This is a genomic window from Halopelagius inordinatus (genome assembly GCF_900113245.1).
In the GTDB taxonomy this organism is placed as follows: Archaea; Halobacteriota; Halobacteria; order Halobacteriales; family Haloferacaceae; genus Halopelagius; species Halopelagius inordinatus.
Map to the genome: position 1 here is coordinate 143,291 of NZ_FOOQ01000006.1, position 13,849 is coordinate 157,139.

The window sequence follows — 13,849 nt, forward strand, 5'->3', positions numbered from 1 at the left end:
AGCCGAATGGTACGCAGAGATACGGTTCAGTTGACCGAAACGCAGCGACAGGTGCGCGACTCCATCCGCGACGTCTGCGACGAGTTCGACGCGGCGTACTGGCGCGAGTGCGACGCCGACGCCGAGTATCCGAGCGAGTTCGCCGGCAGATTGGCCGAAGAGGGCTGGTTCGGCGCGCTCATCCCCGAGGAGTACGGCGGACTGGGACTGAACACCGAGGACGTCGTCGCGATGTTGGGCGAGGTGGCCGCAAGCGGCGCCGGATTCAGCGGCGCGCAGTCCGTCCACGGCGCGATATACAACTCCGTTCCCCTGGTGAAGTACGGCGACGAGGCGATGAAGGAGGACCTCCTCCCGAAAGTCGCCCGCGGCGAGGCGTCGATTCAGGCGTTCGGGCTCACGGAACCTGACGCGGGGTCTGACTCCACGTCCATCTCCACGTACGCGGAGAGAGACGGCGACGAGTACGTCGTAAACGGAGAGAAGATTTGGATCTCTCGGGTGGACGTGAGCGACTACCTCGTGTTGATGGCCCGAACGACGCCCCGCGAGGACGTCGAAAAGCGGACGCGGGGAATATCGATGTTCCTCGTCGACCTCGAAGAGGCGTTCGACGCGGACAGCCTCCACCTCTCGCAGATAGACAAGACGGCGAGCGAAATCGTCCACTCCTACGAGATGTCGTTCGACGACTTGCGGTTGGACGAGTCCGCACTCATCGGCGAGGAGGGCGAGGGCTTCTACCAGATGCTCGACGGACTGAACGAGGAACGCCTCGTCATCGCCGCGGAGTGCGTCGGACTGGGCGAACTCGCGATCGAGGCGGGCGCGGAGTACGCCAAAGATAGAGAGGTGTTCGGCCGACCCATCGGTCAGAACCAGTCGATTCAACACCCGCTGGCGGAGGCGTACGCGCGAGTCCAAGCGGCCAAACAGATGGTGTACGACGCGGCGAGCGCCGTCGAACGCGACGGCGACGCGAAAGCCATCGGCGCGCGGGCGAACATGTCGAAGTTCCTCGCGGCCGACGCCGCGTTCGACGCCGCCGACGCGGCGGTCCAGACCCACGGCGGGTTCGGCATCGCCCGCGAGTACGACGTAGAGCGGTACTTCCGCGAGGCCCGACTCGCGCGATTGGTGCCGATAACGCAGCAACTCGTCCTCAACTTCGTCGCCGAGAACGAGTTGGACCTCCCGCGTTCGTACTGATTCCGGCCGCGGACGGACCGAACCGAGGCGCGATAGCGGCGCACGGCAGTACCGCGCGAACGACCACACCACAGAGACGAACACCGTTACACAGGACTCATGACCGACGAACACGACGCGAACGGCACCGAAGACGAACACGAGAGACGACTGGTCGAAGGCTGGCAGGGCCGCTACTACGAGGACTTCGCAGTCGGCGATATCTACAAACATCCGTACGGGCGGACGGTGACCGAGACGGACAACGTCTGGTTCACGAACCTGACGATGAACCTCAACCCGATGCATTTCAACGAGGCGTACGCCGCCGAGACGGAGTTCGGCGAACGCCTCGTCGACGGCACCTTCGTCATCGCACTCGCGGTGGGGATGAGCGTCATCGACGTCTCCGCGAACGCCACCGCCAACCTCGGCTACGACGATATCCGGCACCACGCGCCGGTGTACCACGGCGACACCATCTTCGCGGAGAGCGAGGTGCTTCACAAACGCGAGAGCGAGTCCCGCGACCACGTCGGTATGGTCACCACCGAACTCCGCGCGTACAACCAAGACGACGAACTCGTCCTCTCGCTGGAACGGACGCCGATGGTGCTGAAACGCGAGTTCGCACAGCCCTCGGCGGCCGAACCGACGGGTTGGCCGGAGGGAATCGGCACGCAACCGGAGGAACTAGAGTAGTGGCCGAAGAGAGCCGCACGGAGGGCGACGTTCCGTTGACGGACGCCGAGACGGCCGCAGAGGCGGTCGCCGACGACGCGACGCTTCTCGTCAGCGGGTTCGGAAGCGTCGGCTACCCGAAGGCAGTTCCGGAGGCGTTGGCCGAATCGGGGCGGGACCTCTCGCTGACGGTCGTAAGCGGCGGGAGCGTCGGCGAGGAGATAGACGTCGCCCTCATCGAGTCCGACTCGATGGCTCGCCGATATCCCTTCCAAGCGCGCCCGGCGATTCGCGAGGCGATAAACGACGGCCGCGTCGCGTTCGGGGACCGGCACATCTCGTCGCTCGGCGACGAAGTCCAGTACGGCGGGCTGGTCGATACGGACTCCGCAGTCGCCGTCGTCGAAGCCGTCGCAGTCGGTGAGGACTGGCTGGTCCCCTCGACGTCCATCGGGACGACGCCCGCGTACGTCGAGAGCGCGGACCGACTCGTCGTGGAGGTGAACGCGGCCCAACCGCGGTCGCTCGAAGCGTTCCACGACGTCTACCGGTTGGGAACGCCGCCGAACCGCGAGCCGATACCGATAACCGACCCCGGCGAGCGAATCGGGAGTTCGCGCGTCGAGTTCGACCCCGAGAAACTCGTCGCCGTCGTCGAAACCGAGCGTCGAGACGCCCCGTACGAGTTCCGCGACCCGACCGACGACGACCTGGCCATCGCCGCAAACCTCCGGTCGTTTCTGGAGGCCGAAGTCGAACGCTCGCCCCTCTTCGAGGAGTCGGTCCGCCTGCAGTTCGGCGTCGGCAGTCTCGGAAACGCCCTGATGGGCGCTCTCGGCGACGCCGACTTCGGGGGGCGCGACCTCGTCTACTTCGGCGAGGTGATTCAGGACGGGCTGTTGGACCTGCTCGACGAGGGAAGACTGCGCTCTGCGAGTGCCACGTCGCTCGCACTCTCGACTGCGGGACAGGACCGCCTCTTCGAGGACGCAGACCGGTACGCCGAGGACATCGTCCTCCGCCCCGGGGACCTCTCGAACAGTCCGACGCTGATAGACCGCTTCGGTGTCGTTGCGGTCAACAGCGCCGTCGAGGTGGACGTCTACGGGCACGTCAACTCGACGAACGTGGGCGGGTCGCGCATCATAAGCGGCGTCGGCGGGAGCGGAGACTTCACGCGCAACGCACCGCTCTCTGTCGTCGCACTCCCCTCGACTGCCGCCGGCGGCGACATCTCCCGAATCGTCCCGATGGCCCCGCACGTCGACCACACGGAACACGACTTAGACGTCGTCGTCACGGAACAGGGCGTCGCTGACCTCCGCGGCACGTCGCCGCGCGAACGGGCGTCGCTCCTCGTCGAGAACTGCGCGCACCCCGACTTCCGCGAGGACCTCCAGGCGTATCTCGACCGCGCGGCCGAACGGGGCGGTAACGTCCCCCACGATTTGGAGACGGCGTTTTCGTGGGAGCGGTGAGTCGATACCCCGTCGTTGCCGCTCTTTCCCGTTCAGTTCGTTCGCGACTCACCGCGGTGAACCGTCCCCTGACGCTCGTACTCCATGCGTTCGGCGACGGCGCCCGCGACGTCCGCGCCGAACTCGCGTTCGACGACGTGGAGTGCGAGGTCCAGACCCGAGGTGACACCGCCCGCCGTTATCACGTCGCCGTCGTCTACGACTCGCGCGTCGACGACGTTCGCACCCGAGTCCCGTAAGTCGTCAACCGCGCCGCGGTGCGTCGTCGCCGGTCGGCCGTCCGTGAGTCCCGCGCGGGCCAGAAGCATCCCGCCGGTACAGACGCCGGCGACGGTGACGCCCGCCTCGTGCAGTCGGCGGATAGCCGCCGGTACGTCGCCCTTCTCGGCTTCCGCCCACGCGCCCGTCTCGCCGCGGGCGTTCCACCTGCCGCCGGGGACGACGAGGAGGTCGGGCGAGAGGTCGGCGAGACGCGACTCGGACCCGAGTTCGAGTCCGTGACTCGCGGTCACCGTCGGCGCGCCGTCGAGCGTACAGAGGGTAGTCGTCAGGTCCGCGCCTTCGGCCGCCGCGTTCTCGAACACCTCGAACGGAGCGACCGCGTCGAGTTCGTCGACGCCGTCGAAGAGGACGATTGCGATATCCATGAGACAGACTCGCGGGCGGCGGAAAAAACAGTTACGCGTCGCGCGGGGTTACTTCCCTCCGGCTTCGCCGGTCTGCGGAACCGAATCGCCGGAGGTGCCGAACGCTCCTTTCAGCACCGCAATCGGCTTCGGCCGACCGGTGACCGTCTGGAGCACGTACATCGCGATGACCACGGCGAGCGCCCCGACTTGGACGATGCGCGAGGGGTGGACCATCGCGACGATGCCGGTGGCGAAAAAGAGGAGTCGGGCGCCGGCCGTCACGGCCCGCCCGAACACGAACCGGTAGTTGATGCCGTGGATGATGGCGATAGCGCCGATCAACGCGAACGTCCCGGAGGTCAGAGACTGCGCGTTGAACTCCGCAGAGACGACCTCGGGGTGGTAGATGAAGACGAAGGGGAGGATAAACAGCGGCGCGGATATCTTGATGGCCTCGATACAGCTCTTCCAGAAGTTCGCGCCCGCGATACCGCAGGCGACCGCCACGCACGTCGCTATCGGCGGCGTCAGCCCCGCGAGAATCGCGGCGTAGAACACGAAAAAGTGGCTCGCGAATTCGGGCAGGAAGAACTGGCTGATGAGCGTCGGCGCGACGAGAAGCGCCACGATGGTGTACGACGCCGTCGTCGGCATCCCCAGCCCGAGGATGATACAGATTATCATAGAGAGGATGGCCGCAACGAGCAACACGCCGCCCGAGAGGTCCAGTAGCGTGAGCGAGATGGCCGTCGGGACGCCCGTCGCCGTGAGGATGTCTACGACGCCGTTGATGGCCGCGAGAATGATAGTCACGGGAGCGAGGACGACGACGCCCTCGCGCGCGCCGTCGAGCGTCTCCCAGAGCGTTCGCTTGAGCGATTCGGTGGCCGTCTCGTCGCTGCTCCCGATGAGCGACTCGACGACGGGGAACATGATGCCCGTCACGAGCATCGCCGTCGTCGTCCACAAGGCGGCGGTTCCGACCGTCACCTGTTCGACGCCCAGCTTGTAGATGAGTATCGCGAGCGGAATGCCGTACTTCAGGCTCTCCGAGAGGAACTCGCTGCGGGGCATCGCGTTCTGGATGAGGTTATCCGGGTTCGTGTTGTCGAGTTGCGGCGCGGCGACGTAGTGCACCGCGACGAAGATAGTGACACACAGAATCGCGGCCGGAATCAGCCCCGCGATGATGACGTCGACGTAGGTGACGCCGGTGATCAGAGACGCCATGATGAACGCGCCCGCGCCCATGACGGGCGGGAGTACCTGCCCGGCGGTGGACGCGACTGCCTCGATAGCGCCCGCCGTCTCCGGTTTGACGCCGTTTCGCTTCATGAGCGGGATGGTGAAGGAGCCGGTCATCCCGGCGTTTGCGGTCTGACTGCCGTTGACGGAGCCGATGACGGCGCTCGAAAGCACCGCCGTCTGGGCGATACCGGAGTCGATGTACTTCGCAGAGCGGAACGCGAGCCGCATGATGAGGTCGAACGCGCCGTATCCCTTCAAAAAGCCCGCGTAGAGCAAGAATAGCGCGATCCACGCGGCGACGAGTTGGGTCAGGAAGCCGAAGAAGCCGTCGACGCTGATGACGACTGTTCGGAGGATGCGCTCGACGCCGAGGCCGCCGTGTTGGAGCGGTCCGGGAGCGTACATGCCGAAGTACCCGTAGCCGAACCCGGCGACGACGACGGCCAAGAACGTCGTTCCGAACGACCGCCACGTCAGGTAGATCATGACGAGCGAGAAGACGGCCGCCATCACGTACTCGTGAGGGAGCGCGCGTCCCGCCCGGTCGACGTACAGCGCTTGGAAGTTCCACGCGATGTAAGAGGTTGTGATGGCGACGTCTATCGCCGACAGCGAGAGGAGTGCTGCGTGGAGCCGATTCCCCGGACCGTACGCCCGCTTGAGGTCCGCAAACAGGTTCTCTCGCCCGCCACCGCTCATCGACATCAGTTCCGTCAAGATGTACAGTTCGAGAATCGCCCCGAGGAAGATGACGCCGTACTGCGCGCGCGGTATCGGGATGGCGTAAGAGTAGTAGATGACGATGGCCCAGAAGACCACAGAGAGGCCGATGAGGACGTTCCGCATCGACATGATCTCGGCGTCCCATGGTTCCTCACGGTCGAATCCGACTCCGGACTCGGGTTCTGGGTCCGCGGCGACGTCCGGATTCGCGTCACTCATCGTTCATTACACCCGGTGGTTTCCGGTCGTGTCGTCGATCAAATACGTGCATTGGGTCGTGTTAGTTCGAAACGCGGTCAGTGAAAACTGTTTTCGTCACGGTACTCAGTTCGTGTCGGCGGCGTTATTCGTTCGTCTCGCCGCGCGTCCACTCGTCGTTCCAGACGTCGTTGGCCTCGAAGAAGTCCGCGACGCCGGGGTGAATCTCCAGTTCCGGGATGACGGCGGTGGTCATCGACTCGGGGTCGGAGTGGTCGAGCGCCGTCGGGTCGGACTCCTGTATCGCTTCCCAGTGCTCGCTGGAGAGGCGAGCGACTTCCTCTGTCGCCCCTGCGGGCACGTCGGGGCCGAACGCCCACTGGCCCGAGAGGACCCACGAGAGAGTGGAGTCGGTGATGCCTGTCACGTCCTGCTCCCAGCCGTACGGTTCCAGGTCCTTCTTTATCGCACCGGGGACGCTGTCGATTGCCTGCTCGAAGTTGTCGTCGACTTCGATAATCTGCAGTTGACCGTTACTGCGCACGTCGACTTCCTGCACCCAACTGGAGAGGTTGACGCCGTTCGCACCGTAGATACAGAGCGCGTCGACGCGCCCCTCCTCTACGGCACCTGCGATGTCGCTCGTGTCGACGTTGAGGATGTCGTTCGGCTCCCACAGTCCCGCCTCGCGGATGACCTCCTCGGTGAGCAGTCGCGTCCCGAACCCGGGCTGAATCGGATAGATGGTGTATCCGCCCTCGGCCAAGTCCGCGGTGGACTCGATGCCCGAGTCCTGCATCGCGACCCAGTAGATTTCGAGGTTCGTGAACACGAACCCCTGCATCGGGAGACTGTCGACCGGTTCGTCGGCGAACGGCCCCTCCTCGTTCATCGCCTTCGACAGGGAGTTGTTGTCCACGCCGATAGAGGAGATGTTGCCGCTGTCGAACTCGTACAGGTTAGCCGTCCAGCCGTCGGTGACCTGCACGGAGATGTCGAGGATGTCGCTGTGCTGTTGGGCGGCCCGGGCGAGCGCCTGTCCCGCCTGCTGGGTGGAACTCCCCGAGGACGTGCCGCCGATGACGATTTGGTAGTTCTCGTCGCCGCCACCGTCACCACCGCCACCGCCACCGCCGTCACCACCGCCACCATCTCCGCCGTCACCGCCGTCTCCGCCGTCTCCGCCGCCCATACAACCTGCCATACTGATGACGCCCATCGTCGCCGCACCCTTCAGTAGCCGCCGCCTATCCATGCCATTATCAGACATACGATGGAACAATTGTGTAGGTTATATATAAGCATGACGTTTGAGTAAAAAAATGACCGCCGAGTGATTGCTCCGTGCTGCGGCACCCGCGCCTCGAAGAACGCGACGCCGCCGTCAGTTTCCGACGATGACCGGCACGTCGCTGTCGAGAATGACGCCCTGCGTCACACTTCCGAACATCGCTTTCCCGACGGGACTGCGTTCTCGGGCCGCGACGAGTATCGCGTCCGCGCCGACGTCTTCGGCGGCGTCGAGAATCGTCGGCACCGGGTCGCCCCGCATCGTCGCCACGTCCGTCTGAATCCCGAGGGTTTCCAGTTCCTCGGCGGCGCGGTAGACGGCGTCGGGGACTCCCTGGAGGGAGTCGATGTCCTCGTTTATCGACTCTATGACGGACCGTCCGGCCTCGTCGGCGGGCACGTCTATCTCCTCGTGGACGTGGAGAACGGTGACTTCCAACTCGTCGCGTCCGGGAAGCCCCCGGAGCGTATCGAGTTGTTTCGACACTCTGTCCTCGTTCCCATCGACCGCCGCGAGAACGTGATACATACTTCGGGATTCTCGGTCTCCCTGTATTAATGTTCCCTCGGGGCGGCCCGCAATCGAGCGGTCACCGTTCGTCGGGGGACCACTCGCCGCCGACTCGGTCGGCACCCATCAGTTGGTCGCCGTCGTGTTCGGTGAACACGATTTTCGCGTTCGGTCTGGGCACGTCCAAACCGTCTTCAAGCCAGTCGACGACTGCGACTGCGAACGACCGCCGTCGTTCGAACGGCCGGCCGCGCCGGACGTCGGCGTCCAACACCGCAATCGGTCCGTCGACGGCCCGGCCGAGAGACATCGCCGCGGTCGGATGTTCGCGGACGGTCACCGCGACGTGACCTTCCGTCGTCGCCATCTCGGCGGTGTACAGGTCGGTGACTGCGGCGGTCGTCTCCCGGCGTTTCTCGTCGGTGAGGGTGGCCGTCGTATCGAGTTCGAGTACGGGCACGTCCGGACCCACGCGCTACCCCGTGTTAGTCTTACTCCGCGGCGGCGGTGACGCCTTCGGGGGGGTCGGTCAGGATGACGCGGACGACGAACACGGACCCGACGAGTGCGAGTGCGGCGAGCATCAGCCAACTCCACCGGTAGCCGACGGCGTCCGAGAGATAGCCGAACGCCGGCGGAGCGAACAGCGCACCCGAGGTGAGCGCTAGCTGCCCGCCGCCGGTAGCCCCGCCCATCTCCTCTGCGGAGACGAGCGTCGCCATACACGAGTAGTAGACGCCGGTGAACCCGAGAACGAAGAAGCCGAGGACGACGAACGCCGCCGCGGCGAGCGTCCGCCCCTCGACGAAGGCGACGCCGACGAACAGGGCCGCACTCGCGAGTGACTGGACGAGCAAAATCGCGCCGATTCGGCGGCGAGGGTCGCCCGGAAGCGCGTCGCTCAACCACCCAGTAACGACTCGTCCGGCGCTTCCGGACGTCTGTAGCGCGGCGAGAACGATACCGCCGAAGGCGACGGAAGCGCCGACGGACTCGTCGACGTAGAGTATCGTGTATCCAGTCGTCGTGAACAGTCCCGCGCCGAGACAGACGCCGGCGGCGGCCAGATACCGATACGGGCGGTTCCGGAGCAGTCGGCGGAAGTCGGGGTAACTCGCCTCCTCCCTGCTTCCGGACCCGCGGTAGACGAGCCAAAACGCCGCGGCGACGGCGAGTCCGCCCGCGGCGGCGACGTAGAACCCCGCTTCCCAGTACAGGACGCCCGCGATACCGGTGACGAGCAAGGCGCTCGCACCGCTTCCGGCCGTGACGCCGACCTGTTTCACTCCGACGGCGAGGTTCTGTCGTCCCGGCGGCGTGCTGTCGAATATCGCTTTGTTCGTCCCCGGCATCGCGGTTCCGTAGAGCGACCCGAGCAGGAACGCGCTGACGAGCAACATCGAATACGACCACGCCCGCGCGACGAGAATCGACCCCACCGAGAGCCCTAACAGTCCGACGGTGAGCGTTCGGTGTTCGCCGAACCGGTCCGTGAGCGCTCCGAGGGGAAGCAGAAAAACGGCGTATCCGAGTGTGAGCGACGTGACGACCAACCCGACGGCCGTTCCGGAGAGCGCAAACTGGTCGCGGAAGAACGGCGTCGCCGCGAACACCGCGTAGTAACAGATACTCGCGGCCAACTGCCAGACGAAGATGAGTGATACGACTCGATAGATACCCATTAGCGACGGTACTGTCTTCGGGGAGGCCCTAAAACCGTCGGGTCCCGGAACTCCGGAGAAACGGACGGTCGGATATCGGTCCTCGCACGCGAGTGAATAATACACTGACTATCGACCCGTCGAATCGCCAGCCACCGGCTCACAATATTGTGTATGAATTGCAATTCATAAACTACTACCGTCACGACTGTGAGTAGCTCGTGGAAGTACGCGAGGAGAAGGAGAACGGACCTATAAATTCAAAACCACAACCAAAAAGGTTCCTATGGGCAAAATACAAAATAAAAATCGGTAAAACGAGGGTGAACAAGATTCGACGGTACACATGGTGGGGAGTTCGGAGCCGACGAGATAGGTGCCATTTCTGATAGGAGAAATATGCGGCCTACCGGCTCTTCTCGGAGGGTAGATGCACGAGAAGCTACAAAGACGAGACCGGAGATTCTCGTGAAGCGCATCCTACCGTAGCTGCCGTGGCCCTCATTCGAGGTTGAATATCTCGGACTATTGAATATATAACACAACATTACGGTCCAAAACCATCACTGTCTCTCCCGTAACTCACTTCGGAGATGCTCTCAGCGTACTCACCGAGGCCGATTTGTCGTCCGTACCCTCGCCTCTCGGACCCGACGAACGGTGGACGGAACATGTTCGGAGCAACGCCTTCGGTCGAACCGGAAGAGAGACAGAACGCATGGCAGACACGACGATAGACGTCCGAGAGATTCCGCCGGTGAACCGGCATCCGAAGATTCACGAGGCGTTCGCCGACCTCGACAGCGGAGAGAGCCTGACGCTCGTAAACGACCACGAACCGAAGCCGCTGTTCTACGAGATGCAAGCCGAAGTCGAGTCGTTCGACGCCGACGGCTACACGGTCGAACGACGCGACGACGAGAAGTACGTCGCGACGTTCCCCAAGAAGTAGCCGGACCGAGGGTCGCGGCGTCGCCGCCCTCTTCTCGACCGTTGGCCCTCCATCCGTAGTGAACCGTTCCGACCGACGCTCTTCGGTCACCCCGTCCGCCGCGCCCCGATTTCGACCAACAGGCGAGAGAGCAGATACCAGTACCCGACGGCGCCGACGACTGCCACCCCGTCGCCCGTCGTGACGACAGCGGGATTGCCGACGAACCGGCCGACCACGGAGAGTCCGAGTCCGCCGGCAAGCGCGCCGGCGGAGAGTCGGACGGTTCGCTCGTTCGCGCCTCGAAACCGGCCCGCGGTCGGCGGGAAAAACTGGACGACGAACCCGACGACGGTGAGTCCGAAGAACCCGAGTAGATTGAGTTCCCGGTGCGCGGCGATACCCACAGCCGAGAGCGACGGGAGACCGAACAGCGGTCCCAGCGCGAACGAGAGGCCGACCGAAACGCCGAGGACGCCGCAGAGAACGCCCAGAAGGACGATACCCGACCCCACCCGTCGTTTGTCCGAACGAAGATAGACGACGAGATAGACGGCCGCGAAGCCGACGAACGCCGTCGCCGAGGCGACGGCACCGGCGACGAACGCCGGGCCGTCGCTCAGTCCGACGGCGACGAGTCCCGGACCTATCGACCCGGCCGGGAGGACGACGGCGGTGAGCGACTTCGGGGCGGGAACGCCCAGAAACCGCGGTGCGAGTCGGACGCCGAGTGCGAAGACGAGGAGTGCGACGAACCCCGCCGCGAGCAGATGCGTGATTCGGGGGGCGTAGCCGTCCGTGAGTCCCGGGAGCGCAGACGCGCGTGCGAGAAGTTCGTACGAACCGACGCCGAGGTACGCAAACGAGACGGTAACGAACCGGTTCGCGTATCTATCGACCCACTCGTGTTCCGCCCTCTCTGCGGTCGTCCCCGTCTGCCGTCCGAGGAGGTTGTCGCGGATAGACCACAGAAGCGCGGCGAGAAAAACGATGACGCCGGCGCACCACAGACCCGCACCGACGAGTTCGACGTACGGCGGGATGCCGCCCACCGCCGCGACGCCCCCGGACGCCGCGACTGCGAGCAGTACCGTCCCCGATACGGAGAACGCGAGATGTGCGGCCGGTGCTCGGTCAGTCGCCAGTACGGTCCCGAAGTACGAGGGAACGAGGAGGTACGCCATGCCGAACACGACGTGAAAGACGAATCCGAAGAGCGCCAGTGTCACCTCGGCGCGGCGCGGCACTCCGACGAACGCTCCGAGTTGCCAGACCACCAGAAACGCCGCGCTGAGGGCGACGAACCGCCGCGACCACCGACTCCGTCCGCCGCCCGTCATCGTCGGACGCCGCGGGCCGTTCCGGATGCTGTCGAGCGTATCGTAGCCATGAGTTCTGTGCGACGGTTGGGCGACGCCACGGGAAGATGTCCGCCCGAACAGGTTCGGGACAACGCTGATTCGAATCCGACGGGTCGGTTCGGATATGTACCCAACAGCCCCGGACGCGCGAGTGGTACCCCCAGTACGTGATAGCCGACGCCGACTGATCCGAACGGCGACCGACTCTCGGGGTGACCGGTGATGCCGCGTATCGACTTCGACGCCGAACGGGAGTACGACGACGACGGGTTCTCCGCGCAGGGCGCGTTCCGAAGCGAACGGGCGAAAGTCGTCTGCGGGTTCTTCGAACCCGGGCAGTTCATCCCGGTTCACGCGCCGTCGAGCGCCCTCGTCGTGGATGTCAGGTCGGGGACCGGAATCGTCCGCGACGGCGACATCGACCACCGCGTCGGCCCCGGTGACGTGGTTACCGTCTCGGCGGACACGAAACGCGGCATCAGAGCCGACGAGGATTCGAGACTCGAAGCGTTGCTGGTGACTGCACCGCCGCCGACCGACGAGGAACACGACCCGGTCCGGCGCGGACTCGCGGTCGGCGAGTTCGAACCGGAGCTAGCCACGGAGGAGTGACCCACAGGACGAACACGCCCTACTCGTCGGCGAAATATTCGTCGAAGAGACCGGCAACGCGTCGTTCGATGTCGTCGCGAATCTCGCGGACGCGTTCTACGTCTCGGCCGTGAGGGTCGTCTAAATCCCAATCGCGCACTTCGACGTCGGCATCGAGTTCGAGCGTCGAACACCCCATCGTCGCGACGACGTCGCAGCTGTCGAGTTCGTCCTCCGAAACCTCCCGTGGTACCCGGTCGGAGAGGTCGATATCCTCCTCGCGCATCACTTCGACCACCTCGGGATGGACCGCGTCGGCGGGCACCGTGCCCCCGGTCCGAACTTCGACGCGGCCTTCGAGACCGCGGCGGCGGCGTTCCCGTTCTGCGAAGGCAGCGGACATCTGACTGCGTCCCGCGTTCTGTACGCAAACGAATCCGAACGTCGCCTCGCTATCGGTCATGCCGTTGCTCGGATATCTACCGAAATAACGGTTGCTAAGAGTCCTATCGAGAGGTCGGGTCAGTATATAGCGTAAGCGGTCGTTCGCCGGACGTGTCGATTCGTCCCTCGATCGACGATATGTCGCCGAGCAGAACAGATCAGAAAGTACATGAGGGCGTAGTCTCGCTCCGTTCGTGTGTTCCCTCCACTCGCGACCCGACGGGTACGATTCGCGTCCGAACCGAGGTCTACCTCTCCCGAGAGGGGATGGTTCGATGTCCGACGATAGCGGCCTCTCCGTCGACGGCCCGAGTACGTTCCGGGGCGCGGTGATACTGCTTCTCGTCGGTCTCGCGGCGACCGGAGTCGGAGCGTACGACTACGACCGACAGTCCGAGGCGGTCGCGAACTCGGTCGAAGTCGACGCCGAAATCGTCGAGACGGGAGTCGAAACCGATTCCGCAGGCAGTAGTAGCAGTGTCGACCACAGACCTACTGTCAGATTCACCTATACGTACGACGGAACGTCGTACGCGAGCAGCAACCTCTTTCCGGCGGAGGTCTCTCAGAGCTACGACACCGAGTCGGAGGCTCGGTCCGTCTTGGCGGGCTACGAACGCGGCGACACGGTCACCGCATACGTCGTACCCGACGAACCGGGCAACGCGTTTCTGAAGAACCAAACCTCGAACGCACCGCTCGTGTTCCTCGGCGTCGGGCTGTTCTTCGTCGTCGTCGGTGCGGCGTCCGCGACGAAGCACTATCGAAGGGGCTGATAGACCGGCTTCGATGGATCCGAAACGACCTCTCTTCGAAGGCGTTGTGGCGGCCGCACGTCTCGGAACAGGCGATTCAGACCGGACGCTACGACCCGTTCGAAGGTCGAATCCGATGTCGTCAGATACCCGTTTGCGA

The 13,849-nt window shown here is 64.5% G+C and carries 14 protein-coding genes; 6 read left to right on the forward strand and 8 right to left on the reverse strand.

All coding sequences use genetic code 11. The annotated features are described in order from the left end of the window. Nucleotides 1-6 precede the first annotated feature (6 nt). The 3 genes from BM167_RS15780 to BM167_RS15790 all read left to right on the forward strand — a co-directional run bounded on the left by BM167_RS15780 (nucleotide 7) and on the right by BM167_RS15790 (nucleotide 3,347). Complete coding sequence (locus tag BM167_RS15780; RefSeq protein ID WP_092893689.1) at nucleotides 7-1,209, forward strand: acyl-CoA dehydrogenase family protein; 1,203 nt, start codon at nucleotides 7-9, stop codon at nucleotides 1,207-1,209. 99 nt (nucleotides 1,210-1,308) lie between these two features. Continuing rightward, nucleotides 1,309-1,890 carry a MaoC family dehydratase gene (locus tag BM167_RS15785; protein WP_092893690.1) on the forward strand — a complete coding sequence of 194 codons (582 nt, stop codon included), beginning with the start codon at nucleotides 1,309-1,311 and terminating at the stop codon, nucleotides 1,888-1,890. Then, nucleotides 1,890-3,347 (forward strand): succinyl-CoA:acetate CoA-transferase ScpC, encoded by a 1,458-nt coding sequence (locus BM167_RS15790; RefSeq protein ID WP_394327248.1) that lies wholly within the window; start codon nucleotides 1,890-1,892, stop codon nucleotides 3,345-3,347. The genes BM167_RS15785 and BM167_RS15790 overlap by 1 nt, the downstream gene beginning before the upstream one ends. A gap of 32 nt (nucleotides 3,348-3,379) precedes the next feature. Here the strand turns inward: BM167_RS15790 and BM167_RS15795 are convergent, their stop codons facing one another. The 6 genes from BM167_RS15795 to BM167_RS15820 all read right to left on the reverse strand — a co-directional run bounded on the left by BM167_RS15795 (nucleotide 3,380) and on the right by BM167_RS15820 (nucleotide 9,628). Then, nucleotides 3,380-3,994 (reverse strand): DJ-1/PfpI family protein, encoded by a 615-nt coding sequence (locus BM167_RS15795; RefSeq protein WP_092893692.1) that lies wholly within the window; start codon nucleotides 3,992-3,994, stop codon nucleotides 3,380-3,382. Between the two features lie 48 nt (nucleotides 3,995-4,042). Next, nucleotides 4,043-6,076, reverse strand: coding sequence for a TRAP transporter permease (locus tag BM167_RS15800; protein ID WP_394327250.1), 2,034 nt, complete (start codon nucleotides 6,074-6,076; stop codon nucleotides 4,043-4,045). A 214-nt stretch (nucleotides 6,077-6,290) separates the two neighbouring features. Next, nucleotides 6,291-7,382 carry a TAXI family TRAP transporter solute-binding subunit gene (locus BM167_RS15805; protein WP_092893723.1) on the reverse strand — a complete coding sequence of 364 codons (1,092 nt, stop codon included), beginning with the start codon at nucleotides 7,380-7,382 and terminating at the stop codon, nucleotides 6,291-6,293. 147 nt (nucleotides 7,383-7,529) lie between these two features. Further along, nucleotides 7,530-7,964: a universal stress protein gene (locus BM167_RS15810; RefSeq protein WP_092893694.1), complete on the reverse strand. Its 435-nt coding sequence runs from the start codon at nucleotides 7,962-7,964 to the stop codon at nucleotides 7,530-7,532. 61 nt (nucleotides 7,965-8,025) lie between these two features. Further along, nucleotides 8,026-8,406: a tautomerase family protein gene (locus BM167_RS15815; RefSeq protein ID WP_092893695.1), complete on the reverse strand. Its 381-nt coding sequence runs from the start codon at nucleotides 8,404-8,406 to the stop codon at nucleotides 8,026-8,028. 31 nt (nucleotides 8,407-8,437) lie between these two features. Further along, entirely contained in the window at nucleotides 8,438-9,628 is a 1,191-nt protein-coding gene (locus BM167_RS15820; protein ID WP_092893696.1) for an MFS transporter, read from the reverse strand. A gap of 697 nt (nucleotides 9,629-10,325) precedes the next feature. Between BM167_RS15820 and BM167_RS15825 the strand changes: the two genes are divergently transcribed. Further along, nucleotides 10,326-10,559 carry a DUF2249 domain-containing protein gene (locus tag BM167_RS15825; RefSeq protein WP_092893697.1) on the forward strand — a complete coding sequence of 78 codons (234 nt, stop codon included), beginning with the start codon at nucleotides 10,326-10,328 and terminating at the stop codon, nucleotides 10,557-10,559. An 86-nt stretch (nucleotides 10,560-10,645) separates the two neighbouring features. On the opposite strand, the gene BM167_RS15830 is transcribed toward BM167_RS15825, so the two are convergent. Then, complete coding sequence (locus BM167_RS15830) at nucleotides 10,646-11,878, reverse strand: hypothetical protein (RefSeq protein WP_092893698.1); 1,233 nt, start codon at nucleotides 11,876-11,878, stop codon at nucleotides 10,646-10,648. A 243-nt stretch (nucleotides 11,879-12,121) separates the two neighbouring features. Between BM167_RS15830 and BM167_RS15835 the strand changes: the two genes are divergently transcribed. Next, nucleotides 12,122-12,511: a cupin domain-containing protein gene (locus BM167_RS15835; RefSeq protein ID WP_092893699.1), complete on the forward strand. Its 390-nt coding sequence runs from the start codon at nucleotides 12,122-12,124 to the stop codon at nucleotides 12,509-12,511. A gap of 19 nt (nucleotides 12,512-12,530) precedes the next feature. Here the strand turns inward: BM167_RS15835 and BM167_RS15840 are convergent, their stop codons facing one another. Then, nucleotides 12,531-12,953, reverse strand: a complete 423-nt coding sequence (locus BM167_RS15840) for an arsenate-mycothiol transferase ArsC (RefSeq protein WP_092893700.1) — start codon at nucleotides 12,951-12,953, stop codon at nucleotides 12,531-12,533. A 256-nt stretch (nucleotides 12,954-13,209) separates the two neighbouring features. Here BM167_RS15840 and BM167_RS15845 point away from each other — a divergent pair, with 256 nt between their 5' ends. Further along, a complete protein-coding gene (locus tag BM167_RS15845; protein ID WP_092893701.1) occupies nucleotides 13,210-13,710 on the forward strand; it encodes a DUF3592 domain-containing protein in 501 nt (166 codons plus the stop codon). Nucleotides 13,711-13,849 lie beyond the last annotated feature (139 nt).

Coding starts and splice junctions, on each gene's coding strand:
- BM167_RS15795 (WP_092893692.1), bottom strand. CDS start 3,994: ATGGATATCGCAATCGTCCTCTTCGACGGCGTCGACGAACTCGACGCG.
- BM167_RS15830 (WP_092893698.1), bottom strand. CDS start 11,878: ATGACGGGCGGCGGACGGAGTCGGTGGTCGCGGCGGTTCGTCGCCCTC.
- BM167_RS15825 (WP_092893697.1), top strand. CDS start 10,326: ATGGCAGACACGACGATAGACGTCCGAGAGATTCCGCCGGTGAACCGG.
- BM167_RS15840 (WP_092893700.1), bottom strand. CDS start 12,953: ATGACCGATAGCGAGGCGACGTTCGGATTCGTTTGCGTACAGAACGCG.
- BM167_RS15845 (WP_092893701.1), top strand. CDS start 13,210: ATGTCCGACGATAGCGGCCTCTCCGTCGACGGCCCGAGTACGTTCCGG.
- BM167_RS15820 (WP_092893696.1), bottom strand. CDS start 9,628: ATGGGTATCTATCGAGTCGTATCACTCATCTTCGTCTGGCAGTTGGCC.
- BM167_RS15780 (WP_092893689.1), top strand. CDS start 7: ATGGTACGCAGAGATACGGTTCAGTTGACCGAAACGCAGCGACAGGTG.
- BM167_RS15800 (WP_394327250.1), bottom strand. CDS start 6,076: ATGTCGATGCGGAACGTCCTCATCGGCCTCTCTGTGGTCTTCTGGGCC.
- BM167_RS15785 (WP_092893690.1), top strand. CDS start 1,309: ATGACCGACGAACACGACGCGAACGGCACCGAAGACGAACACGAGAGA.
- BM167_RS15810 (WP_092893694.1), bottom strand. CDS start 7,964: ATGTATCACGTTCTCGCGGCGGTCGATGGGAACGAGGACAGAGTGTCG.
- BM167_RS15835 (WP_092893699.1), top strand. CDS start 12,122: ATGCCGCGTATCGACTTCGACGCCGAACGGGAGTACGACGACGACGGG.